Raw genomic sequence first — 24,736 nt, forward strand, 5'->3', positions numbered from 1 at the left:
ATGTAAAAATTTGCAAAGGAATATTAAGCTATACTCGCCTAAAAGGCTTAGATTTTATCGCAAGATTTTCTAAAACTTCCATTAAGCAGAGAACTACAAGGGGATTACGATCAAAAAAATTTACTTATTTTTGATGATAACCTCAATGCTATGCAAAATCAAGCTAAAAGCTTCAAAAATAGTATAGACTTAATCTATATTGACCCTCCTTTTGCCACAAATAATACCTTTAGACTAGGAAGCACGATGAGCGCAAGTTTAGATTCAAAAATTGCATATAAAGACAAATTTAATTTGGAATCTTATTTGGAATTTCTCTACTATCGTCTAATTTTAATCAAAGAATTAATGAGTGAAAAAGGGAGTCTGTATTTACACATTGATGATAAGGTGGGAGTTTAGAACAAATGAGCGCAAATAGTTAAGGAGCAATTAAAAAAAAGATTAAAAATGATAAATTTTTGCATTATTAATCATTTTAATATATGATATAAATACATTTGAATAAAGCAGTTTTGCCAAATATTAAATAATCAGGCTCTTTATGAAAATAAATAGCAAAATTAAAGTATTTAGCTCTATCTTATAGAATAAATTAAATAAACTTTTTTATTTAATTTTAATATATAAATTTAGATTCTTATTTACATTAATGTTTAAAATGTTTAAGTATTTAACTTTTGGTTATAGACTGCTATTGAGTGTATTTAATCAATTTATTTTACAAAGGATATAACAATGAGACTTTTATTTTTTCTCTTAATAACTCTTTTGTTTGCAGCGTGTTCTTCAACACCAAAGGTTCATCAGCCTAAGCATTCGTCTAAGACTGAAAAAGATTTGGGTATAGGATTAAGTCCAACGCCTCCACCTAATGAACGAATACCGGGTGAAAAATCAAGAGCAATGCTGATGGAAATGGAAGGGCGTGAAATTCCTGTTAGGATTCCTGATGCAAATGCATCAAAAATAGATAAAAATGTTTCTAATCCTATATCAATTATGTCTTCATCAGGAGGTCTTTTAACACTTTGGGCGCTTAAGCCAAGAAATTGGGTATGGGGATATACGCCTATTGATAGTTTTGAGTTTGGCAGAGCAAAATTTTGGCGTATTATAAGTTTTTCAAATGGGCAAGTGATAATTAAAAATATGCAAGAAGGTACTTGTCTTCAGGCTTACGGAAATGGTGTAATTCACGATATATGCGATAGTAAAAATCAAGCACAATTATGGAATCTCAACTTTTTTGACAATCAAGCCATACAAATTCAAAGTGTGAGTGCAAAAACTTGTTTGCAAACACCAACTGTGCGAACAACGACATACTATAGTATTTATTTAACAAAATGTTCGACGAGTTCTAACCTTGACCAACAATGGTATATTACCCCTGTGGCACTAGAACCAGAGCCTATTTTTTTCATTAAATAATCAATATTAAGGAGTAAAAATGAGAATACTATTATGCTTTTTAATGAGTTTTACCTTTGCTTTAGCCAATCTTGAAGATTATAGAGTAAGCACTTGGAATCTACAAGGTTCTTCAGCAAATACTGAGAGTAAATGGAATATAAGTGTGAGACAACTCATCACAGGAGATAATCCTGCTAATATTCTTATGGTGCAAGAAGCAGGTGCTATACCTGCTTCAGCGAGAAGAACAGGTAGAATGGTTCAGCCCGGTGGGACACCTGTAGAGGAATTTACATGGGAACTTGGAACTTATTCTAGACCAAATACAGTTTATATCTATTATGCTCCTCTAGATGTGGGAGCAAGAAGGGTGAATCTTGCCATAGTTTCTGATAGAAGAGCTGATGAAGTTCTTGTAGTGCATCAAAATGTTGTTGCTACAGAGGCATCGCGTCCAGCTATTGGTATTCGTATCGGCAATGATGTGTTTTTTAATATTCACGCTTTAGCAAGTGGAGGTGGTGATGCACCTGCTTTAGTTACAGCTGTGCACGATAATTTTATTAATATGCCACAAATAAATTGGCTTATCGCTGGAGATTTTAATCGCGATCCAGCGCTCTTGCAATCGGGGCTAGATACAAGAATCGCTAATCATATCCGTATTACTGCTCCAAACTCTGCTACACATTTTAGCTCTAGAGGAACAAATAGAACACTTGATTATGCGGTAGTAGGCAGATCAAGCCCTTCTCGTTCCACTATAGCTTTGCCGCAAATTGCAGCAATACTTATGGCAGCAAATATACGCGCACACCTCTCATCTGACCATTCGCCTGTGCATTTTGGACGATTTTAGGAGGCATCAATGAAAAAATTTACTTTATTATTCATTTTAATCTCAAGCTTTGTATATGGAGGCGATCCTGAAGATTTACCAGATTTTACCGCACCATTTTCTCTAAGGAGTCTTGCAACAGGAGATTTGCTTGCTCCAGATTATAGAAAACCAAATTGGAATCTCAAGCAAGTTGATCTTGATGAGCAAATCCGCAAAAGTGATCCTTTTGATAAGTTTAATTTAGGGGCTATGCAATTTGTTAATGCAGATGATCCAAAGTCGTGCCTAGGGATTGATGAAAGCGGATTTTTTGCGCTTAAAAATTGTGAAGAGGATTTAAAAAGTAAAAATTTTGAAACCGTATTTACAATTATTCCTACAACAAGTTCTGCGGTGCAAATTCGTTCTTTTGTTTTGGATAAAACAGAATGTATTTCGGTGTTTTTTAACCCTCGCTTACCTTCAGGAAGGGGCATTGGCATTACTCCTTGTAGTGTAGATAAAATATTGACCATAAATTTGTATAAACTTATGCTCATTCTCCCTCCTTTAGTTGAGGCAAAAACTATTAATCCTTAAAAGTTTGCATAAAAGAAAGATTGAGTTTGTGCGCAAAAGCAATCTCAATTGGCTCTATGTCAGCCCTGCAGCATTTTTTATGAGGGTAAATCGCAAAATTATGAGTTAATAGGTGAGGAATTTAAAGTCAATGCAAAAGGTGAAAGTAGAGTGTCTTATAGCACTTATGCGACTGCTCTTATCAAACTGCTTTCTAGTGGAGAGATTAAAATGTGCCAAAGATAAGCCTCATTAAAGTGTAGATTCTAAATGGTATAGTGGCACAGATTTTATGTAAAAAGATTTTGTGCCTATTTTCATTCATTCCCTTGTAATTTTTTTTGATAGAATGCGGATTTGGAAATTACAAAGAAAAAAGGAGAGGGAATGATATATGAAACGTAAAATTATCTTGTATATTTCACAAAGTTTAGATGGGTTTATTGCGGATAATAGCGGGAGCGTTAATTGGATTGTCAGAAATGTTGGAAATAATGAAGATTATGTTAGTGATTACGAATATAAAAACTTTATTAAGGATATAGATACTGTTATTTTAGTATAACACATACTATCAAATAAAAACTGAATTATCACCTGATAAATGGATATATGACGATTTAACAAGTTATGTCCTAACAAGTAAAAATATCAAAGATAATGCCAATATTAAATATCTTAATATGAATATAACCGAATTGATAAATAGATTAAAGCAAGAAATAAGGAAAAGCATATGGATTTGCGGCGGCACAAATTTAGTCAATCAATGCGTGAAAGAAAACCTAATTGATGAATACCAAATTACGACTGTTCCCATTATTTTAGGAAGTGGAATTAGACTTTTTGAAAATAATAGTAAAATAAAATTGAAGCTAAAAGATATGAAAGAAGAAAATGGTTTGATAACGGGATTTTACAATAACAATAGTTTGCAGTAAAAATAGGAGTTAGAAATGCGTTATTTCATCGGGGTAAGAATGCTGACATTTGCAGCAAATTAGGCTTTTGGTTTAGTTTGTTTATAGCTTGGTTTGGTATAATATTTAGGTTTGGAAATTAGCTAGAAAAAAGAGAGGGAATGAAAGCAACAGAAAATAATTTTGGTTTTATGGAGCAAGAATCTTTGATTGAAATTCCATTTTTTCAAAGAGCGTATGTATGGGAAGAAGAACAATGGAAGCAACTTTTTGAAGACCTACAAGATAGCTATGCAAATAACAGAGAACATTTTTTAGGTTCAATAGTTTTAAAACAACTTCCTACCAATGCAGGAGAGGGAACAAAAAGAAGCTTGATTGACGGACAACAAAGATTAACAACTTTTTCTATTCTCGTAAAATCTTTATATGATAAGTTAGATGAAGATGATAAGCAAGACAATGTTAAATATTTATTCAAAAAGCCAACTAAAGAAAAAAATCCAAAAATTCAACATTCTAGGGTTGATAAAACTTCTTTTAATCAGATTCTACAAGCTAAAGATTTTGTATCCTTGCAAGATATTGAAAAGCACAAAGAAGGCAAAGATAAGGATAAAATAAGGAATAGATTAATTCGATGCTATGAGTATTTTACAAAGCGGGTAGAGGAAATAGAAAAAAATTATAAAGAATTTTTAGATTTTATTCTCAATTCAAAATTATGGGTTACCATTAATTTAGACACAAATGAAGATGAACAAAAAATCTTTGACTCTATTAACACCGCAGGTTTAAAACTCACCGCAACAGATATTATTAAAAACGCGCTTTTTGCAAAAGCTATGGCATTAAATACAGATTATGAAAAGCTTTATAAGGAGTATTGGGAAGATTTATTTGAAGCAAAAGAAAATAAGGAATTTTGGGAAGAGGAAATTGCCACAGGAAGGCTTAAAAGGGTGCAAAGTGAGATTTTCTTACACTCTTTTGCGATTATCGGGGGATTCTTTGATGTTGAGAAAGACACTTTAGAAAACTTAAGTGATATTTATAAACAAAAAACGAGAGATTTTAGTGCGCAACAACTAGAATCTTTTTTAAAGAAAATCAAAGAATATGCTTTAATTTATCAAAATTTTCCATACATTACCAAAGATACTCCATTATGCTTTGAAAATGATGAGCAACGCTTGTTTCATATTTTAAAAGTTACAGATACAAATACAATAATGCCTTTAATTTTGGCTTTAAAATTCAACCTTAAAAACAATTCTGATATTATGAAAAAGTGCTTAAATTTACTAGAAGTTTTTATCCTTACGCGTTGGTTATGTTTTAAAAGCACAAAAGATTACAATAAACTCTTTGCAAATATGACAAAAAAGCTTAACAAGACCAACCCCCTAGAATTTTTGAAAAATAATTTGAAAGATATTCCAAAGAGATATGAAATTGAGGATTGTTTAATATCTAAAGATAACTATCTTGCAAATAAAAAAGCTGCGTTAATCCTTTTTTGGATAGAACTTTATAGACGCCATACAAATAAAAAGACACAAGATAGTATAGAGCTTTCTTATAAATGGACATTGGAACATCTTATGCCACAATCGTGGGAAGAAAATTGGAAAAGTATTGCAAAAGATGAATTACACGCAGAGGATTTAATCTATCAAATAGGCAATATGACGCTTTTAAAAAGCTCTCTTAATAGTGCAATAAAAAATGCTTCTTGGAAAATTAAGCTTAATGGCGATGGAAGTCGTAAAAATTCCATTAAAAGCTGTGCGGATTTGCTTATTACTAGAGAGCTATGCGATAAAACAATATGGAACGAAGATACCATAAGGGATAGGACACAGAGATTAACACAAGAATTTTTCAAAATTTGGAATGTTGATGATATTTTCACTAAATAATTAAAATAAGGACACCCAATGCGCTACTTCATCGGCATAGCATCAAAAAATTATATTCAAATAGGACAAGCAGGGGGATTTTGCCAACTCTGCCACGGCAAAGCCGCACCGCTTAAAAGAATGAAGCAAAATGATAAAATCATCTATTATAGCCCAAAGCTTACTATGGAATCTAGAGCCTTATCAAGCCTTCACCGCACTAGGTGAAATCGCAGATGAAAATGTGTATCAAGTGGAGATGTTTAAGGGATTTTTCCCTTTTAGGCGCAATGTGCTATGGAGTGAAATTAAGCGAGAATGCCCTTTAAGCGTGGCAAAGACACACCCAGAATGGAAAGCCTACGCAAGCAAACTGCGTTTTTGGGCATTTTGAAGTCTCCAAAGAGTTTTTTAACTTCCTCGCAGAGTATATGACAAAGGATTCTTAATGCAAAATACAATCTGCCAAAGCCGCGGTTGCTATTATAAAAACAAAAACGATTAATCCTTAAGGAGAGTTGAGCCTTTTTATTGGAGAGTGCATTTTATTTAAGGTAAAATTGTGCTAAAAAAATTGGTAAAATATTACCAAAAGAATCCCACAACAAAGAAGCTTGTATGACACAAACCTTAGCGCAAACACTTTTTAAATCCGCCGATAAACTCCGCAAAAACATCGACGCTGCCAAATACAAGCATATCGTTTTGGGCTTAGTTTTCTTAAAATACATTTCCGATAGCTTCCAAGCCACTTTTGAGAGGGTGCAAAATGAAGGCGGAGATACGGAGGATAAAGACGAATACCTTGCCTACATGCGTTTTTCGTGCCGACAAAGGCGCGGTGGGGCTACATTATGGAAAACGCCAAACAAAGCAATATCGGCAGCCTTTTAGATAATGCAATGCAAACCATAGAGCAAGAAAACCCAAGCCTTAAGGGAGTTTTGCCAAAAGTCTATGCTCAAGAAGAATTAGATTCCATTTGTTTGGGTGGGCTGATTGATTTGCTCTCTAATCTCTCTTTGCATTCAGCCCAAAGTAGCGATATTTAGGGCATATTTTTGAATATTTCTTAGGCGAGTTTGCGCTAAGTGAGGGTAAAAAGGGCGGGCAGTTTTACACACCAAAAAGCGTTGTAGAACTTCTTATTGCGATGCTAGAGCCTTACAAAGGACGCGTATTTGACCCCTGTTGTGGCAGTGGGGGAATGTTTGTGCAAAGCGAACTTTTCGTGCAAAGCCATCAAGGTAGCATTGATGATATTTCTATTTATGGACAAGAGAGCAACCAAACGACTTGGCGACTAGCGAAAATGAATCTTGCTATAAGACAAATTGACTCCTCACAAGTTAAATGGAATAGCGAGGGTAGCTTCTTAAATAACGCGCATAAGGACTTAAAAGCGGATTTTGTCATCGCTAACCCGCCCTTTAACGACTCCGATTATAGTGGCGAACTCTTAAAGCTTGATGGACGTTGGAAGTTTGGCACTCCCCTTACTACAAACGCAAACTATGCGTGGATTCAGCACTTCCTCTATCATCTTGCCCCTAAAGGCGTGGCGGGATTTGTCCTTGCCAAAGGCAGCCTCACAAGCAACACCGCGACAGAAGGCGAGATACGCAAAAACTTGATAGAATCTAATCTCATTGATTGCATTGTCAATCTCCCCGCTAAGCTTTTCTTAAACACGCAAATCCCCGCTTGTCTGTGGTTTATCCGCCGCTCCAAAGCAAATAAAGAAATCCTTTTCATAGACGCAAGAAATTGTGGCGAGTTGATTAATCGCAAAAATCGTATTCTCACGCAAGAGGATATTCAAAGGATAAGCTAAGCTTACCACGCGTGGGAAAAAGCACAGAATCGTGCAGATTTGGCAAACTCTAAAGAATCCACCCCACCTTATGCCGACATCAAAGGCTTTTGCAAATCTGCTTCCCTACAAGAAGTCGCCGCACTCGGCTACACTTTGACACCGGGCAGATTTGTAGGCTTAGAAGAAAGTGAAGAAGATTTTGACTTTGAGACAGAATTTACACGCTTAAAAGAGGAGTTGCAATCCCAAATGCGAGAAGAAGAGGCGTTAAATAAAAGGATTCTAGCCAACCTTGCTTTGATAGAGAAATGAAAGATATATACAAAGCGGTAAAGCACCGCCGTGAATGAGCGAAAATTGTAGCATTAATACCTTAACAATACACAAAACACACAAAGGCAAACAATGAATAAAACCACTTGGCAAAGGGTGAAGTTGGGGGATTTAATATTAACACACAAGCCGTGATGATTTATGTAAAAGTTTCATCGCAATCTGCTATAATGCCTAGAAAATAAATACAAGGAAGTAAAGGAAAAATAATGAATATCACCTTATCCAAAGAAGCACAAAACTTGCTTCATCTCGCACAAGAAAATACGAAACAGCCAATAGAAGCGATTATCACAAAGGCATTGGCAAATTATTTAGAGGATTTAGCAAAAAAGGCAAAACTTAATGCAAGTGAAATAAAATAAAGATTATAAAATTTGCTATAATTAAAAAACTTCAAGCCAAAGGATACACAATGACGCTCATCATTGAAAATGTCAAAGAAGAGTTTTTGCCAGCTTTTAAGGGGTTGGCTAAGGGAATTAAGGCAAAGATAAGAACACAAAAATCAAGAGCAGAAGCTATTGCCCAAATGGAAAAAGAGAGTGAGGAAATGGATAAACTCTACAAACAAGGCAAATTAAAAACTTATTCAAATGCTAAAAAAATGCACAAAGATATTTTAAATGAAATATAAAATCGCTTATTCAAAACAATATAAAAACGCAGTGAAAAAACTTAACAAAGAGGATTTAAGCCTTGTTGAAAATCTCTTAAACCGCCTTGCAAATGATGAAACTTTAGAGCCAAAATACAAAGACCACAAATTAATAAGGTAGTTAAAAGGCTTAAGGGAATGTCATATTAAACCAAATTTAGTTTTGATATATGACAAAATAGAATATTTACTCATTCTAAAGGCAATTAATGTTGGCTCTCATAGTGAAGTGTTTTAAGTCAATCTCTCAAAGTATAAGCAAAGCATAGAAGCTCACAAAGGCAAACAATGAATAAAACCACTTGGCAAAGGGTGAAGTTGGGGGAGATGATAAAAACAAATTGCAAAAGTATTGATAAAAATTATCCATATAATATAGTTCAATATCTTGATACAGGCTCAATTACAGATAGCAGAATAGAATCTCTCCAAAATTTTGATTTAAAGGATTTGCCAAGTAGAGCCAAAAGACTTGTTCAAGATAATGACATTATTTATTCACTTGTTCGTCCTATTCAAAGACACTTTGGTTTTATAAAAAATCCGAGTAAAAATTTAGTTGTTTCAACAGGTTTTTGCACGATTACGACTCATCAAAATATCTTAGATTCTAAGTTTTTATATTATTTTTTAATACTTGACGAAACAATAGAATTTTTAGATTTAATAGCTGAAGCCTCAACAAGTGCTTATCCAGCCATTAAACCATCTGATATAGAAAACCTTATTATCCCCTTACCGCCCCTTGAGACACAGCATAAAATCGCGGAGATTCTAAGTAGTTTGGACGATAAGATAGATTTACTCCACCGCCAAAACAAAACTCTAGAATCCTTAAGCCTCACTCTCTTCCGCCATATCTTTATAGACAATCCCAAATGCAATGAGTGGGAGGAAATCAAAATTGGCGATTATGTAGAGTGTGTGAATGGATATTCATATAAAAGCAGTGAGCTAGATAAATCTAACATTGCTTTAGTTACATTAAAAAATTTTGCACGAGATGGTTCTTTTAATGTCAATGGATTTAAAGAATTTATTGGAACAAGATTTAAAGATTCTCAAATTGTAGAAAATGGAGATTTAATAGTTGCTCACACAGATATAACACAAGAAGCAGAGATAATTGGCAACCCTGCATTAGTTATTGATATAGGTCAATTTGAAAAACTTATCATTACAATGGACTTGGTTAAAGTAGAATCTAAAATAGAATGGTTAAGTAAAGAGTTTTTATATTATTTATTTAAGACACAGGATTTTAAATCTCATTGTCTAGGCAATTCTAATGGCACAACCGTTCTACATATGAATAGAAAAACTATTTCAGAATATACAACCAAGATTCCAAACTCAGAAATTATAATGGATTTTACTAAAAAAGTTTCGTATTTTTTGAAAAAGAGTTATAGCAACTTATTGCAAATTCAATCATTACAACAAATGCGTGATATAATGCTACCAAAACTCTTAAGCGGTGAAGTGGAGGTGTGAGGTGAACGAAAATCTAAGTAATCAAGAAATCAAATTGCAATATTTTATTGATTATTGGGAGTATTTTACAGCCATCAAAGAGGATGAAAGGACTAAATTGTCTCATTTTAAGAGTTTAGAACAATATTCTATCAATCCTATTTTATACAATCCAAAAGAACTTTTTAAAGAATTTATTGATGAAATAGAGAGAAAAAATTTATCAAATTCCAATAATAAAAAATTTTTTATAGAAAATGTTAATAATTTGATTGACCTAAAGCTAGAAACGTTAAAATTTTTAGAATCTACTTTAAAAATCATTCAACAACAATCTAGTAAAAAAGATGATTTGCTCTCCGCATTAAAATCTACTTTAAAAGAAATGAGTGATTTTAGATTAGGCAAAGAATGTGTCAAAGAATTATCTAAAATTCTTTTTAATGACAAAGAACTTGAAAGTAATGATAAAGAGAGTATAAAACATTTAGTTAGATTTATTGTCTTTGAATTGCAACATAAAGGCTTCTCGGATAAAGTAATACACGAAATAAAAGATGGCAAAGTAAAAGTAATAGAAATTTTCAATGATTATTTTGATAGTGAAACACTCTCAGTAAAATTTATATTCCAAGTTACAGGATTAATACACAACAAGAATCTTAAAATGGGAGGGGTTGAAATCTATAATCCTTTTGTTAAACAATTTATTAGTAAAAGTGAGGATGATTTTAATCGTAAAAAGGAATTTTTCGGTCGTCTTGATGAAGAAATTTCTTTAGATTCTGGATTAGAAAAAAATAAAGAGGAATCGCCTACTTTCTGCAATATTGCTATAGATATAGAGATGATAAATGATACAGAGAATATAGAATATGAGGCATATAAAGCCATCAAAAAGGCTAATTTGTTTTTTGATGTTATTGCTTCACGTTACTCCGAATTGGATTCTAATATAAAAGTTGATAAGGATTATTTTATAATAGTTGATAATAAAGGTAATTTTTTTGGTAGTAAGAAGCATTTTGAACAGTATATACCAATTATATTATCAAATTCTATTGATATGAAGTCTTTTAATCACCCAAAAGAATATCAAGATTATTATGCGAAACTTATTGAAAATCAATCATTGAATTTGCTTGATACAAAAATATCCGAATCATTAACTTGGAAAAGAAGAGCCTTAGAAACTGAATCGGAAAATTATGCAATTTTATCGAATTGGATTTGTTTAGAAAATTTATTTGAAATTAAAGGCGAGAATACAATAAAAAATATTTTAAATGTCGCTCCAAAAATTTTAGCAATAGTTTATAAAAATCAGTATTCTATAGATGAAGGTTGTGTAATTTTATATAATTATTGGAAATCACGTAAGTGTAATTTAAGCGATAGGGGCAAAAAAATTATTGATGGAATAAACGATAAAGAATGTAAAATAAAGCGAAAGGATGTTTTAAAAAAGATGATAGAATTTACAGAAGTGGAATCTAATAATTTTAAACATAACTTTTACTTTGATAGGCTTCAAGAGTTAATAAATTATCATAAAGATTGTAAATTGATTGAAAAATACGAGGATAACCAAAGGCAAAAATTAATATTTTTATATAGACTTAGAAACAAAATAGCACATAATGCTAATAATAAATATAGTCCAATAATAACTTACTATAAAAATTTTGCTAATTATGCAAACAATCTCTTTGTTTCTTATTTTATTGATAAGAGAATGTAAGGATTCCAAACAAATAAGGAAATTATCCATTAATGGAGAATATGAATACAACACGATATTATTAAATACTAAAAAATATGGTGTGGATTCCATCATCAATCCAAAGGAATATGAATAATGCAAGAACCTCAAAAGCTTGATGAATTCGCCATAGAATCCTTGCTCCTGCAAGGTTTAGAAAACGCAGGATACACTTACAAAAGCGGCAAGGAATTAGAACGCGTCAGCAAGGAGTGGATACTTGAGAATGAGTTTAAAGAGGCGGTGCGGAGGATTAACTTTGCGGATTCCAAACCTTGCAATCTTAACCTAAGTTATGAAATCCAAGAGCAGCTTATAAACGAGGCATTAGCTAGACTCAAAGCCCTTGAAAATGAGGAGCTTTTAGAAGCAAATGCGAAATGCCACGCTTATCTTACGCAGGGTATCCCGCTTGAAGTGCTACTTGATGGTGAAATGCGAGGCATTCTCTTGCAAGTGCTAGATTTTGAAAACCCGCAAAACAATCACTTTTTGTGCGCTAATCAACTCCATTTTGAATCTAAAATGCCCAAACGCCCTGATGTTGTGCTCTTTGTCAATGGCTTACCCTTAGTGGTGTGTGAGCTTAAAAATCCTCTAAATCCAAATGCTACCTTGCAAAACGCCTATTATCAGATTCAAACTTACAAGGCGCAGATTCCTATGCTTTTTATCTCCAATGCGCTATGTATGGTAAGCGATGGGCTAAATAGTAAGGTGGGGAGCTTGAGTGCGGATTTTACGCGCTTTATGGTATGGAAAAATGAGGAATCGGAAATACCCCTAATGCCCGATGTGTTAAAACCTCACAATCTTTTAGAATTTACGCGCTTTTTTGTCCTCTTTGAAAAGGAGACTTTTAATGACAAAACAAAAACAGGCTTATCCACGACAAAAATTATTAAAAAAATCGCTGCTTATCATCAATATTACGCGGTGCAAAAGGCGATAGAATCCGCTAGAAGCGCAATGAATGGAGACAAAAGAGGCGGGGTGCTTTGGCACACACAAGGCAGTGGCAAAAGTCTCACAATGGTGTTTTTTAGCGCAAAGGCGATTGCAAACTTTGCTAATCCCACACTTTTAATCATCACCGATAGAAACGACCTTGACGAACAGCTTTTTGGCACTTTTGCTAGGGCAAAGGAGCTTTTACGCACAGAGCCAATCCTCGCAAGCAGCACACAGGACTTAAAAACAAAGCTTAAAAGAGCAAGTGGGGGCATTGTCTTTAGCACGATTCAAAAGTTTAGAAGCGACAAAGAAAGCTTTGAATGCTTAAGCAAGAGGGAAAATATCCTTGTGCTATGCGATGAAGCCCACAGAAGCCAATATGGCTTTGAAGCGCGACTTGATGAGGAGGCGCAGTTGCGCTATGGCTATGCAAAATACTTGCGAGACGCTCTGCCAAATGCGACTTATCTTGGCTTTAGTGGCACGCCGATAGAAAAGGCGGATGCGGACACAAGGCGCGTTTTTGGAGAATACATTGATATTTATGATATTGCACGAGCGGTAGAGGATAAGGCAACTTTGCCGATTTTCTATGAAAGCCGATTAGCTAAAATCGCTTTAAGCGCAGAGGGGCAAGAGCTTTTAAATGCACTAGATTCTAAACTAAGCAAAAGCGAGGAGCAAGAGAAAATCAACGCCAAAGCCACGAGGTTATGCGAGATTGTCGGGGCAAAGGATAGACTGCAAACTATCGCAAAGGATATTTTAGAACATTTTACGCAGCGGCAAGAGATTTTGCAAGGCAAGGCGATGATTGTTTGTATGAGCCGAGAAATCGCAGTGTCGTTATATGAACAAATCGTGCATTTAAAGCCCTCGTGGCATAATGAGGATTCCACAAAGGGTAAAATCAAGGTGATAATGACTGCAAAGAGTGATGATGGAGCAAAGATAAGCCAACACCACACGAGCAACGCACAACGAAGCGAAATCGCTAGGAGACTTAAAAACATTGATGATGAACTGCAAATGGTTATCGTGTGCGATATGTGGCTTACCGGCTTTGATGTGCCTCCGCTGCATACGCTTTATATGGATAAATTCCTAAGCGGACATAACCTTATGCAAGCTATCGCAAGGGTAAATCGTGTGTATAAGGACAAACCTGCGGGGCTAGTCGTGGATTATCTAGGCATTGCCAATGAGCTAAAAAACGCACTAGAATTTTATACAAAAAGCGGAGGTAAGGGTGCGTTTATACAAGAAAAGACAAAAATCATAGAAAAAATGCAAGAAAACTATGAAATTACCACCCAAATGCTGCAAGGGATTAATTATTTGGAATATTTTACGCTACAAGCACAAGAAAAACTTCAGCTCATCGCCCAAGTTTTAGAATGTATCCTAGCCCAAGAAAATGGCAAAAAGCGATTTTTGGATAATGCAACAAGGCTTTTAAAATCCTATGCAATGGCTCTGCCTTGCGAGGAAGCGGAGAAAATCGCAAAAGATGTGGCGTTTTTTTGACCTCATCAAAAGAACTTTGCAAAAATCTCTTGTGCCACAAAGCGCAATTAGGCAAATTATTAATGACGCGATTGTGAGTGAGGGGGTAGTGAAACTTTTAGATAGCACAGGAATTAAAAAGCCCAATCTCTCTATTCTTTCAGAGGAGTTTTTAAGCGAGCTTGCCTCCCATAAACACAAAAACCTTGCCTTGCAGACTTTGCAAAAGCTTTTAAACGATGAACTAAGTGCGCGTCTTAGCTCTGCACTCTCTGCAAAAAGCTTGATAGAGCGACTGCAAAAGACAATGCAAAAATATCAAAACAACTTCCTTAGTGTAGCAGAAGCCATAGAGGAGCTGATTGCCCTAAGCAAAGAACTTATTGCGAGTGATACGCAGAGACAGGATTTGGGATTAAAAGACTATGAATATGCCTTTTATGAAGCGATTGCCAAAAATGAAAATGCAAAAGAAGTGATGAGTAAAAATGAGCTAAAAGAACTTGCCATAGCGATTTTTCAGACATTAAAGCAAAATGTTAGCTTAGATTGGCAGCACAAAGAATCTGTGCGAGCAAAGCTTCGTGTGGCAGTTAAAAGGGTGCTTAAAGAATATGGCTATCCACCGGATATGCAAAAACTCGCAACAGATAGAATCATAGCTCAAGCCGAACTTGTGGCAAAAGATTTGACAGCTTTATAATTGAATATAAGGAGACAAATATGAAACATGGAATCTCGCCCAATCCAAATAATCCCTTTCCAATCAAGGGTGTGGATTATGTTTGCTATGTCAAGCCCATCATAAAGAATCCAAATGTTATCGTGGGCGACTTTACATACATTAGTGATAGTGATTTTGAGCGGCATATTAGCCACCATTACGCATTTAATGGGGATAAACTTATCATTGGTAAATTTTGCCAAATTGCTGCGGGTGTGGAGTTTGTGATGAATGGCGCAAATCATCAAATGAATGCGGTAAGCACCTTTCCTTTTAATATCTTTGAGGGTTGGAATGCACTGCCTCCAACTCCCGAAAATCTGCCGCTTAAAGGCGATACGATAATTGGTAATGATGTGTGGATTGGGCAAAATGCTACGATTTTACCCGGTGTGCATATCGGCGATGGTGCGATTATCGGTGCAAATAGCGTTGTGGGCAGCAATGTCGCACCTTATAGCATTGTGGTAGGGAATCCTGCAAAAGAAATTAAGAAGCGATTTGACGAGGAGCTGATTTCACTTTTGCTTGCGTTTCAATGGTGGGAGAAAAGCATAGACGAGATTCAAACTCTTATCCCGCTTCTTACCTGCAGCGACTTGCAAAGGGTAAAAAAGGAGATAAAACAGAGGATATAAAACAACAAAAAGTTTATTTGGCTTTACCCGATGCCTTTCTCCCTCTTGCATTTTTTTTGATATATTTAGATATAACGCAAAAATGGAGTGTCTAGAAAAAAGGTTTATGCACAAGATTCTAGGGGCAACAAGATTCAAAATATTTGGGAGTTGAAAGATACACAAAATCCTATCTACCCAACACAAAAAAATAATGTAAGAATCATTCAAATGTCCTCTAATGTGGATTCTTTAGTAATGGATTGCTTTTGTGGAAGTGGGAGTTTTTATAAGAAGCATTTTTGTTGGGACGAAAGTTCATAGGCATTGATGAAGGTAGCGAAGCGACTAAAATTAATGAACAGCAGAAATCGTGTCGTCTATGAGATCACAAGCAAACCTCCTGACACGATTGAGTCGGAGTAACTTTCCCCAAATGCCATCCTTGCCTGTAGCTTAAGCAACATTCTCCAATAAAGTAATACATCATCATTCTTTAGTAGAATCTTATAGTAACTTAAAATATTGAGGCTTTGTATTGAAGCCACAAAATACTGATTTTGGGTGAGGAAAACGGATATAAAATTTAAACTTATCAGTTATTTTATAAATAAATTTGACATTAAATGACTAAACTTATATAATGCTACTCATATAAAATTTAAAGGAGTTTGCTATGAACATTTTTGAAAAATTAACTAATCAAATGAAAGAAACCCTCGATAGTGCAGCTTCTCTCGCCTTGCATTCTCAAAATCAAGAAATCACCCCCGCACACGTATATTGGGCATTTCTTGCTAATCATCAAAGTATTTTGAATCAAGCTTTAAACAAAATGAATATCGCTAAAGAGGCTATCGAGCTTCAGGCGCGTAGCGAAGTGGATAAATTGCCTAAAAGTTCAAGTGTTACAAAAGAGAATCTAAGCCTTAGCAAAGAATGCTCTGCCGCGCTACATCTCGCGCAAGGTGAAGCTACCAAAAATGGCGATAGTTACATCGCTGCGGATATGTTTTTGATTGCTAATATTAAAGATGGCGCGTTTGTAAGTATTTTTAAGCCTTTTGTGGATATAAATGAGTTGAAAAAGACCTTGCTTTCTTTACGTGGAGAGGTAAAGATAGATTCTCAAAGTGGCGATGATAATTTAGAATCCTTAAGCAAATTTGGAATTGACCTCACACAAAAGGCGTTAGAAAACACGCTAGATCCTGTGATAGGGCGAGATGATGAGATTAATGCGATGATGCAGATTCTCATACGCAAAAGCAAGAATAATCCTATTTTGCTCGGTGAGCCCGGCGTGGGAAAAACTGCTGTGGTAGAAGGTTTGGCACAAAGGATTGTGGCAAAGAGTGTGCCTGTGAGTTTGCAAAATAAAAAGCTTATCGCGCTTGATATGAGCGCGCTCATTGCCGGAGCGAAGTATCGTGGGGAGTTTGAGGAGCGGCTTAAAAATGTCGTAGAGGAGGTGAAAAAAGCAGGGAATGTGATACTTTTCATCGATGAGATTCACACTATTGTCGGCGCAGGGGCGAGTGAAGGCAGTATGGACGCTGCAAATATCCTTAAACCCGCTCTTGCAAGGGGTGAGCTACACACGATAGGAGCGACCACATTAAAAGAATATCGTAAATATTTTGAGAAGGACGCCGCACTTACAAGGCGATTTCAGCCCATTATGGTGAATGAGCCAAGCATTAATGAGGCATTGCAAATTTTGCGAGGGATTAAGCCTAATTTAGAGGCACATCATAATGTCAATATCGCAGATTCCGCGCTTGTTGCAGCAGCCAAGCTTTCTACTCGCTATATTGCAGATAGATTTTTGCCCGATAAGGCGATTGACTTAATCGATGAAGCCGCTGCAGAGCTAAAAATGCAAATAGAATCCGAGCCATTAGAGTTAAGTAAGATTAAAAAGCAGATTGCGAATTTAGAAGTGGAAAAACAAGCCTTGAATATGGAGAAAAATAATGCTAATGAGGCGCGAGTAGGGGAGATTGATAAGGAATTAGCGAATTTGCGTGAGGAGAGGGTGAGCTTAGAGGGGCGATTTGAACAGGAAAAGCAGGTTTTTACCCAAATAGCTGCACTTAAATCACAGCTCGATAGCTTAAAAAGAGAATCCGAGCTTGCCAAGCGAAGTGGAGATTATAATAAGGCAGCGGAGATTGACTATGGGAAGATTCCTGATATAGAGGCACAAGAAGTGGCATTGCAAAAGCAATGGGAGGATATGCAAAATCACGGCACATTGCTTAAAAATGCTGTTACGCAAGAGAGTATAGCCGGTGTGGTGAGTCGTTGGAGTGGTATCCCGGTAAAAAAAATGCTTCAAAGTCAAAAAGATAGAATCTTAGGCATAGAAGCCGAGCTTGAAAAAAGCGTAGTAGGGCAGAAAGAGGCGATTAAGGCGATTGCACGTGCGATTAAACGCAATAAGGCAGGGCTAAGTGAGGGCGGCAGATCTATTGGGAGCCTTTTGTTTCTAGGACCCACAGGCGTGGGGAAAACACAATGTGCTAAGACATTAGCCGAATTTTTGTTTGATAATGCAAAGTCGCTTGTACGTATCGATATGAGCGAATATATGGAAAAACACGCGGTGAGTCGGCTTGTGGGTGCACCTCCAGGATATGTAGGCTATGAGGAGGGCGGAGTGCTAACTGAAGCTATTCGCCGCAAACCTTATAGTATCGTGCTATTTGATGAAGTTGAGAAGGCACACCCTGATGTGTTTAATATCCTCTTACAAGTGCTTGATGATGGGCGATTAACCGATAGCAAGGGCGTGGTTGTGGATTTTAGTAATACGATTATTATTTTGACAAGCAATATCGCAAGTGATAAGATTATGGAGATAAGTGATAAGGCACAGCGAGATATTGCCGTCAAAGAGGCGTTGAAAATGTATTTTAAGCCGGAATTTCTTAATCGCCTTGATGATGTGGTGATTTTCAATCCTTTGCGTTTAAAAGAAATTACAAAAATTGTGGATATTATGTTTGCGGCTTTGGCTAAGAGGGCAAAAGAGCGAGGCATTCACATTGCATTAAGTGAGGAGGCAAAGGCGCATATCGCAAAAGTGGGCTTTGATAGTGTGTATGGTGCGCGTCCGCTTAAAAGGGCATTGTATGAAGAGGTGGAGGATAGATTGGCGGATTTAATTTTGCGTGATGAGGTTAAAGACGGAGGGAGCGTACGTTTTGTCTGCAAAGATGATGAGATGAGCGCAGAGGTAGGGAAGTGATGACTTTTAAAGCATAAAAGGGCGCAAAATATGGAATTATTACTTAATATGGCTATAATACGCACATTTTTGTAATAGCAAGGGAGTAATATGAAGCATAAAATAGCGTTAGTTAGTGTATTGATAAGTATGTGTCATTTGGCGTATGCCCAAGCAAACAAGGATTCCCTTGAACAGACATTAAGGGCAAATAATATAGAAGGTAAAATTATTTCTAATAGCGATTTAGGAAGCGGACTAAGTATGGTAGTGATAGAGATTGGCACTCAGCACGTGCCATTTTTGGTTACCAATGATGGGAAAATGATGTTCCAGCCTGATATATCTCTCTTCCAAGATAAGAATACGGAGTCGCATATACAAGGATTCTATAAAGATCTCTACGAGAAAGAAAAGGCAAAGATTAATACTAAATTAAAGGAGCTCTTTAACGATAAAAATGCGCAAGTATTTTCCTTTAAGGCGAAGAAGCAGAGTAGTAAAACAATTTATATCGTCTCTGACCCTAATTGCCCCTATTGTCAGCAAGAATTCGCTAATCTTTCTAGGCGTCTAGAAGAAGCGAATGTGAAAATGCTACTCGTAGGATTTTTGGGAGAAGATTCTATGTTGAAAGTAGCAAATGCCCTTAAAAATAAAAGTGGCAATCAAGCTAAAGATATAGCTATGCTTAGTGCGCTTTATGGTGCTAAGGTAAAGGGGAAAGCGATGGATACAAAAGAGGCAATGGCACTCACTCAAGCGGTCGCGAATGTGGGTGTGCGCTCTGTGCCTTATATTATAGAGTGATGAATGTGTAAGTGGGTGCTTGGGATTCTATTGATGGCTTAGAGGGAAAAGGCAAATGTATAGAGTGATTTTTGGTTGATTTTGTGAATCTGCTTGTGTTACCTGCTTAGAACCTTCGCTTAAATTTTTGGCAAATGCCACAACATCAGACTTAAATGTAAAAGTAGGGGGCGTAGGCTTTGCATTGGTCTCTGTGCTATCTGTGGGGGCAGGATAAATCAAAAAGCCCTTTTTGCATTGGTATTTGCACAGATATGCCCATATTTGATAGATGTCCGCTTGAGCGATATTATCGATATTGTAATGTTTTTGTGAATCTTGGCTTAAAAGTTTCCATTTGGTATCGGCGATAAAAAAGGTTTGTGGGGTTTGTTGGATATTGTCCTTTGTGTAGCCTACAATGTCGGGAATAAGCCTAAACATTTTTTCTTTGTCTTGTTCGGCTAGATATTTTATACTTTCTTGTGTTTTAATGAAGATGTTGTGCTTTTGAATGTCGCTTTGAGAATCTTTCAAAATGTGTTGCACAAATTCATCATAAAGCCCATTTTTGTAGCTTTTATCATTCAAGTATTTTTTCATCTCACTTGCGACATAAGATTCAAATAAAATATTCATATCAAAAAGCAGGGCAAATGCTTTAGAGTTGCCCTGATATGCGCTAAAACTCTGCCTTTTTAAGAAAATTTTGCACCATAATAAAATATTTTCATATACCTTAAAATGCCTCGTGTTTTGACATCTGCTTAAATCTTTATCAATATTTTTGCTTGGCTTAATCTCTGCAAAAATAAAGTGCATTTGTATAAGTTTGCTTTGGGTTTTGCTACTAAGGCTTAGTGTCTCTAAAAGTTTTAGAGTGCTTTTGATAAGGGCATTTTCAGGGATATTATGAGAGAACTCATCACTTGCAGTAAAAAATCGCTCTTTATGTGTGAGGTTGTATTTGAGATGTTGGCTAAAAAGCAATTTGCCCTTTAAAAAAGTGCGATTTTGCTCTTTTAACACATAGTTTGCTCTAATTCCCCTTTTCACAAGGCTCTCAAGCTCATCTAAAAACATTAAAACAAAGGCTTCAAGCAGAGGAAATTGCTGGGCTTTAAGATGTGCAAATTGTGTGTGTTTCAAGGGTGAGTTTTTCAGGCTTTTTAGCATATTGAGTAGAATTTGCTTTGCTTGGCATACTTTGCATTTTTGGCTTTTTAAATTCTCGTTGTGAGGCGATGCATTGATATGGCAATCCACATTGTTTTGGATTGTTTTGTCAGTTTCACTTCCTTGTAATGATGAGCAGGTGCAATTTTTGATTTGAAACACATTGCTTTCTTTAATGCTTTGAAATGTTTTAGGCAGAATCTCTACGCAAAAGCCGCTTTTACTTTGGATAAGCCCGACATAGTTTTGCGCTTTGAGCATATCTTTGCCATTTTGCCTAATGAGTTTTAAAAACTGATGATTGCCCTCATATTTTGTAAAATCTACAAGTTCATTGAATATGCTTTGAGCTTTCGATTCTATGGCTTTTGCTTCACTTGTGATAGTAGCTTTTGTCTCGCTCCATTCTGCATTAGAATTATTAAGAGTAGCATTTATTTTATGATTGGCTTCAAGGGCTTGTTTAACCTCATTAAAACCAAAGCTCTGCCATTCGGCTATGCAAAGGGTGTTTTTAGGCTTCATCTTGCTCGTTTTCTTTTTCTAAGTTAATGTTATTGTCATAAATTCTTTTAAAATTCTCTATTGTCCAATTTTCTTGTTTTGTGATTTCATAAACCACTTTTTCGCTATCAAAATCATTAAATTTTCTCGTGTCAAACAACCTAGAAAATGTCAAATCTTTTTTCTTTTTCACCATTTTATTGCCATTAGGCACGGCGTCAATCTTGGCATAATCCTCATAGAAATACTCCTGCAAAAGCGGGATAATTTTTTAGCAAAAATATTTTTTAAATCCTCTAAGTTTTTAACATCAATAAAAAAGGCGTGCCCTATAGTATGCTCTCTATCGAGCAAAAACTCAATGCGATTGTTTATAGAATCTAAAAGTTTTAGCAGATTCACATCTTTATAGTCATTATTTATTTTACTCGAATCTGGCATTAATTCTATAAACTCAAATCGCCTACGCAATGCCGTATCAAGCAAGGCTATGCTTCTATCAGCCGTATTCATCGTGCCGATGATATAGAGATTTTTAGGCACTCCAAAGGATTCATTGCTGTAGGGTAAACTTACGCGTAATTCCTCACTAGCTCCTATGCGCTTGCCTGGCTCTATCAATGTAATGAGTTCACCTAGAATCTTAGAAATATTCCCGCGATTGATCTCATCAATGATAAGGATATAGGGTTTTAGAGTGTTATCAATAGAATCTGTGGAAATCTGCAATTTTTTTGCTTTTTCTCGCCATTGGGGAGAGTTCTCAAAGTCTTGGATTTTTTCAAAGATGGCATAATATATTTTGGGATCAAAATATATTCCACCTTTTGGTGAAGGAATATTAAACTCCTCTTTTTTAGTATTTTTAAAATTGTTATATTCTGCAATAAGAGCAGCCACACTAAGTTTTTTGGTTGGTTTTTGTGCTGCTGATGTTTTTGCACCTAGCCATCGCTTGTCGGGATTTCCATATATTTTATAAGGACTTGATTCTTTAATTTTTGAAACAAAGAAGTTGTTATAGAATGGAAAATGATATTCTTCATTATCGTCTTCAGTTTCCTTAATTTTTTCTATAAAAGATTCTATTAGTTCTCTTACATAATCCTCTATTTGTAATGTTTCTACTGATTTTTGAGAGTTTTGTAAATTCTCTAAGGCTGCATTGCAAATTTCTTTAAAAATTCCCTCTTCTACTTTATAAACCATTTCATTAGAAAATTCTACTTCAGCATTATTTTTATCGATATCTGGCTTTATCCCCTCGATAAATTCCTCATAGGAAAAGCTTTGATGAAAGGTGATAAATTCAATTTACCTTTTCTCCTTATATTCATCAAAAAGCTTCTTTTGCTCCGCTCTATCATTTGGTATAGAATCTATGAGTTTAAATTCACGCAAGATTTCTAAGGCTTTATTGATAGTATGGTAAGTCTTCCCTGTGCCAGGAGGTCCATAAAGGATTTGATTTAGAGGGATACGATTTTCGTTCATTGATTCTCCTTGTTTTTAATTTGTAGTTTATAGCATATCTTTTTTTTGCAAGTGGCATTAGACAGAATTAATAGAATTTGCCACAAAATGTAATCATTATAGTATAGAACTATTGCTATAATTTTACAATATTTAAGGAAGTTTAGGTGAATGAAGCGACAACAATTAAGCATTTCATCAAGAAATAGCCTTATCAAGAAAGAGATTCATTATGAGGAAAATATTAAGGCTTTGGCTGTAAGTTTAGTAAGCTTTATGGCAATGGCAGAGGAAAGCGGAGTGTTTGTAGGTGTAGGGCTTGGTGCTAATACTTGGCAGAGGAAAGACCTTTGATGTTCCTGATATTAAGAAAATAAGCTTTGATACAGCTCTTAATGTCGCTCTAAGAACTGTATAACCAGATACCATAGCATAGAACTCGCCGCTAGGGAACTATTTGTAGATACTATATTGCATAATCAAGATCCACTAAAATTAATTACAATGTGGGCGTAAGATATGTCTTCAGTTTTTAAGATTTGTTATTGTGCTTATAGCTTTGCTTTCGGGGAGCAGTCCCCGTTAGGCTAAGTAGAATCTTATAGAGTATATCCATAAAATCTTGTAGTAACAAGAGCATAGATATTAGCCCTAATATGTAGAAAAGGGCAATGTCGATTCTCATCTCTACAATTCAAAATTGTAGAGAAATAACATCAGCAATTTATTCTATAAATAAGGCAACTTCCTATTTTTTAACAATAAGCATAGTTAGTGTAGAATAGCAATACCATATCTTGAAAAACGCACTCGATAGATAGGGCACAGCCTTAGCTATAGGTGTATTCTTTAGGCGCATAAGCTGGATTTACTCCTGATTGTGCAAGACCCTTACGGCGATTTATCGCAATAGCAAGGGCATAATAGAATAGCGTTCCTATGCCTTAAAACTTATTTTTTAGGTGCAGATAACATTTGTGTAAATCTCTTTATGCTTTGGCTCATTCCTATTTGTAAGACTACACGGTGCGCTAATATGATAGGGTAGAAATGGAGGGAAAATGTGAAATGTCTTGTATGTGAGCGATATAGCTGGAAGATTCTATGTAGGGATTGCCTGAATGATATTCCTCTAACGCCTCGCCATAGAATCCTTGCAAATTCGATAAAAACTTATAGCTTTTATCGCTATGAAGATGTGGCGTTACTTATGCAGAGCAAATATCATCTTGTAGGTTCGCGTATACTTGCCACTCTTGCAAAAAATGCGGCAAAATATTTTTTTTCACATATATATGATAGTTTAGAGTCCCCAAAACTTACGCTTTTAGGCTTAGATGATTATCCTTATGGAGCATATTCACACACGGGTGTGATAGTTCGGGCATTTACTAAAGAAAGCAAAGGCGTTTTTGAGGGTTGCTATGGTGCGCTTAAGGCACAAAATAATGTAAAGTATGCAGGGGAGAGCTTACAATTTCGACAGGATAATCCTAAGGGATTTGCCTTGCAAAAACCTCTGCAAGATACGCATATTGTGCTTATTGATGATATTATCACCACTGGCACAAGTCTCAATGAAGCTATTAATGTGCTTCATTCTTACCATATCGCATTTTGCTTGACACTTTGTGATGCGAGATAATTATTTTTTCTGTATTTTTTGTGCTTGTGCAGTGTTAAGCACATCAGATTCTATGCGCTCGAGTTCTTGGCAGTATTGTTGTTGGGCAGAGAGAATTTCTTTAAATTTAAACCCTAACATAACGATGGTGTAAAGCTCACTTTTATTCTTTCGCCAATTATAGAGTGTTTTGGTATCGACTTTTAGAATCCCTGCAATATCACGTTGTGAAAGCTTAGGTGAAAGTGAATTATTGCGCCTCATTATGTTTTCCTTAAAGCAATGTATTTTATTCTTTATAAGATTTTACTAAAAGAATATTTCTATTCTATCATAGTGATTATTAAAAATTACTTTTTTACTTAATGCTAGGAGATAAAAGAGTGAAAATTCCTTATGGAAATAGTTTCAAGATCGTGCAAAATATAAGATACTTATCCCTTAAAGAGCAGTTTCATA

General features: G+C 35.5%; 26 protein-coding genes and 3 pseudogenes. 24 read left to right on the plus strand and 5 right to left on the minus strand.

Annotated elements, in window-relative coordinates:
• The first annotated feature begins 150 nt into the window (after window positions 1–150).
• The 22 genes and pseudogenes from QZ289_RS03010 to QZ289_RS03130 all read left to right on the plus strand — a co-directional run bounded on the left by QZ289_RS03010 (window position 151) and on the right by QZ289_RS03130 (window position 19,521).
• Window positions 151–402, plus strand: a complete 252-nt coding sequence (locus QZ289_RS03010) for a DNA methyltransferase (RefSeq protein ID WP_295699073.1) — start codon at window positions 151–153, stop codon at window positions 400–402.
• 336 nt (window positions 403–738) lie between these two features.
• Window positions 739–1,434 carry a cytolethal distending toxin subunit A/C gene (locus QZ289_RS03015; RefSeq protein WP_295699075.1) on the plus strand — a complete coding sequence of 232 codons (696 nt, stop codon included), beginning with the start codon at window positions 739–741 and terminating at the stop codon, window positions 1,432–1,434.
• Window positions 1,435–1,453: 19 nt separating this feature from the next.
• Window positions 1,454–2,275: a cytolethal distending toxin subunit B family protein gene (locus tag QZ289_RS03020; RefSeq protein WP_295699077.1), complete on the plus strand. Its 822-nt coding sequence runs from the start codon at window positions 1,454–1,456 to the stop codon at window positions 2,273–2,275.
• A 9-nt stretch (window positions 2,276–2,284) separates the two neighbouring features.
• Window positions 2,285–2,836 (plus strand): cytolethal distending toxin subunit A/C, encoded by a 552-nt coding sequence (locus QZ289_RS03025; RefSeq protein WP_034367843.1) that lies wholly within the window; start codon window positions 2,285–2,287, stop codon window positions 2,834–2,836.
• Window positions 2,837–2,884: 48 nt separating this feature from the next.
• Window positions 2,885–3,061 (plus strand): hypothetical protein, encoded by a 177-nt coding sequence (locus QZ289_RS03030; RefSeq protein WP_295699081.1) that lies wholly within the window; start codon window positions 2,885–2,887, stop codon window positions 3,059–3,061.
• Between the two features lie 148 nt (window positions 3,062–3,209).
• The gene (locus QZ289_RS03035; protein ID WP_295699084.1) at window positions 3,210–3,380 is read left to right on the plus strand and encodes a hypothetical protein; all 171 of its coding nucleotides are present in this window, start codon (window positions 3,210–3,212) and stop codon (window positions 3,378–3,380) included.
• Window positions 3,381–3,483: 103 nt separating this feature from the next.
• Window positions 3,484–3,756, plus strand: a complete 273-nt coding sequence (locus tag QZ289_RS03040; protein ID WP_295699223.1) for a dihydrofolate reductase family protein — start codon at window positions 3,484–3,486, stop codon at window positions 3,754–3,756.
• A 140-nt stretch (window positions 3,757–3,896) separates the two neighbouring features.
• Window positions 3,897–5,657: a DUF262 domain-containing protein gene (locus tag QZ289_RS03045; RefSeq protein ID WP_295699086.1), complete on the plus strand. Its 1,761-nt coding sequence runs from the start codon at window positions 3,897–3,899 to the stop codon at window positions 5,655–5,657.
• Window positions 5,658–5,675: 18 nt separating this feature from the next.
• The gene (locus QZ289_RS03050) at window positions 5,676–5,864 is read left to right on the plus strand and encodes an EVE domain-containing protein (RefSeq protein ID WP_295699088.1); all 189 of its coding nucleotides are present in this window, start codon (window positions 5,676–5,678) and stop codon (window positions 5,862–5,864) included.
• Complete coding sequence (locus tag QZ289_RS03055; protein ID WP_295699090.1) at window positions 5,788–6,030, plus strand: hypothetical protein; 243 nt, start codon at window positions 5,788–5,790, stop codon at window positions 6,028–6,030. The genes QZ289_RS03050 and QZ289_RS03055 overlap by 77 nt, the downstream gene beginning before the upstream one ends.
• 224 nt (window positions 6,031–6,254) lie before the next feature.
• Window positions 6,255–7,764 (plus strand): annotated as a pseudogene (locus QZ289_RS10445) (N-6 DNA methylase).
• Window positions 7,765–7,994: 230 nt separating this feature from the next.
• Window positions 7,995–8,150 (plus strand): hypothetical protein, encoded by a 156-nt coding sequence (locus tag QZ289_RS03080; protein WP_289688026.1) that lies wholly within the window; start codon window positions 7,995–7,997, stop codon window positions 8,148–8,150.
• A gap of 50 nt (window positions 8,151–8,200) precedes the next feature.
• Complete coding sequence (locus tag QZ289_RS03085) at window positions 8,201–8,422, plus strand: hypothetical protein (RefSeq protein ID WP_034327661.1); 222 nt, start codon at window positions 8,201–8,203, stop codon at window positions 8,420–8,422.
• A pseudogene (locus QZ289_RS03090) lies at window positions 8,412–8,681 on the plus strand (type II toxin-antitoxin system YafQ family toxin). The gene QZ289_RS03085 and the pseudogene QZ289_RS03090 overlap by 11 nt, the downstream one beginning before the upstream one ends.
• A 50-nt stretch (window positions 8,682–8,731) precedes the next feature.
• Complete coding sequence (locus tag QZ289_RS03095) at window positions 8,732–9,937, plus strand: restriction endonuclease subunit S (protein ID WP_289688027.1); 1,206 nt, start codon at window positions 8,732–8,734, stop codon at window positions 9,935–9,937.
• Between the two features lies 1 nt (window position 9,938).
• On the plus strand, window positions 9,939–11,657 hold the full coding sequence (locus tag QZ289_RS03100) for a hypothetical protein (protein WP_295699098.1): 1,719 nt from the start codon (window positions 9,939–9,941) through the stop codon (window positions 11,655–11,657).
• 117 nt (window positions 11,658–11,774) lie between these two features.
• On the plus strand, window positions 11,775–14,159 hold the full coding sequence (locus QZ289_RS03105) for a type I restriction endonuclease subunit R (RefSeq protein ID WP_295699099.1): 2,385 nt from the start codon (window positions 11,775–11,777) through the stop codon (window positions 14,157–14,159).
• Window positions 14,143–14,841 (plus strand): DUF3387 domain-containing protein, encoded by a 699-nt coding sequence (locus QZ289_RS03110; protein WP_295699101.1) that lies wholly within the window; start codon window positions 14,143–14,145, stop codon window positions 14,839–14,841. Before QZ289_RS03105 ends, QZ289_RS03110 begins: the two co-directional genes overlap by 17 nt.
• A 20-nt stretch (window positions 14,842–14,861) precedes the next feature.
• Window positions 14,862–15,500 carry a CatB-related O-acetyltransferase gene (locus QZ289_RS03115; RefSeq protein WP_290456786.1) on the plus strand — a complete coding sequence of 213 codons (639 nt, stop codon included), beginning with the start codon at window positions 14,862–14,864 and terminating at the stop codon, window positions 15,498–15,500.
• 93 nt (window positions 15,501–15,593) lie between these two features.
• Window positions 15,594–15,811 (plus strand): annotated as a pseudogene (locus QZ289_RS03120) (DNA methyltransferase); the annotation flags it as partial.
• Between the two features lie 344 nt (window positions 15,812–16,155).
• Complete coding sequence (locus QZ289_RS03125; protein ID WP_295699108.1) at window positions 16,156–18,732, plus strand: AAA family ATPase; 2,577 nt, start codon at window positions 16,156–16,158, stop codon at window positions 18,730–18,732.
• Between the two features lie 90 nt (window positions 18,733–18,822).
• Entirely contained in the window at window positions 18,823–19,521 is a 699-nt protein-coding gene (locus QZ289_RS03130) for a thioredoxin fold domain-containing protein (protein WP_295699110.1), read from the plus strand.
• Window positions 19,522–19,548: 27 nt separating this feature from the next.
• Here QZ289_RS03130 and QZ289_RS03135 read toward each other — a convergent pair whose 3' ends face one another.
• The 4 genes from QZ289_RS03135 to QZ289_RS03150 form a co-directional block, all read right to left on the minus strand.
• Complete coding sequence (locus QZ289_RS03135; protein WP_295699112.1) at window positions 19,549–21,201, minus strand: McrC family protein; 1,653 nt, start codon at window positions 21,199–21,201, stop codon at window positions 19,549–19,551.
• Window positions 21,191–21,376, minus strand: coding sequence for a hypothetical protein (locus QZ289_RS03140; RefSeq protein WP_295699115.1), 186 nt, complete (start codon window positions 21,374–21,376; stop codon window positions 21,191–21,193). The genes QZ289_RS03135 and QZ289_RS03140 overlap by 11 nt, the downstream gene beginning before the upstream one ends.
• Window positions 21,370–22,389 (minus strand): AAA family ATPase, encoded by a 1,020-nt coding sequence (locus QZ289_RS03145; RefSeq protein WP_295699117.1) that lies wholly within the window; start codon window positions 22,387–22,389, stop codon window positions 21,370–21,372. The genes QZ289_RS03140 and QZ289_RS03145 overlap by 7 nt, the downstream gene beginning before the upstream one ends.
• A gap of 105 nt (window positions 22,390–22,494) precedes the next feature.
• On the minus strand, window positions 22,495–22,674 hold the full coding sequence (locus tag QZ289_RS03150) for a hypothetical protein (protein ID WP_295699119.1): 180 nt from the start codon (window positions 22,672–22,674) through the stop codon (window positions 22,495–22,497).
• Between the two features lie 150 nt (window positions 22,675–22,824).
• On the opposite strand from QZ289_RS03150, the gene QZ289_RS03155 reads away from it, so the two are divergent.
• Both QZ289_RS03155 and QZ289_RS03160 read left to right on the plus strand, forming a co-directional pair.
• Complete coding sequence (locus tag QZ289_RS03155; RefSeq protein ID WP_295699120.1) at window positions 22,825–23,007, plus strand: hypothetical protein; 183 nt, start codon at window positions 22,825–22,827, stop codon at window positions 23,005–23,007.
• Between the two features lie 709 nt (window positions 23,008–23,716).
• Window positions 23,717–24,298, plus strand: coding sequence for a phosphoribosyltransferase (locus QZ289_RS03160; RefSeq protein WP_295699122.1), 582 nt, complete (start codon window positions 23,717–23,719; stop codon window positions 24,296–24,298).
• Here the strand turns inward: QZ289_RS03160 and QZ289_RS03165 are convergent, their stop codons facing one another.
• Window positions 24,299–24,541, minus strand: coding sequence for a hypothetical protein (locus QZ289_RS03165; RefSeq protein ID WP_295699124.1), 243 nt, complete (start codon window positions 24,539–24,541; stop codon window positions 24,299–24,301).
• Window positions 24,542–24,736 lie beyond the last annotated feature (195 nt).

Source organism: uncultured Helicobacter sp., assembly GCF_910577135.1.
In the GTDB taxonomy this organism is placed as follows: Bacteria; Campylobacterota; Campylobacteria; order Campylobacterales; family Helicobacteraceae; genus Helicobacter_C; species Helicobacter_C mastomyrinus.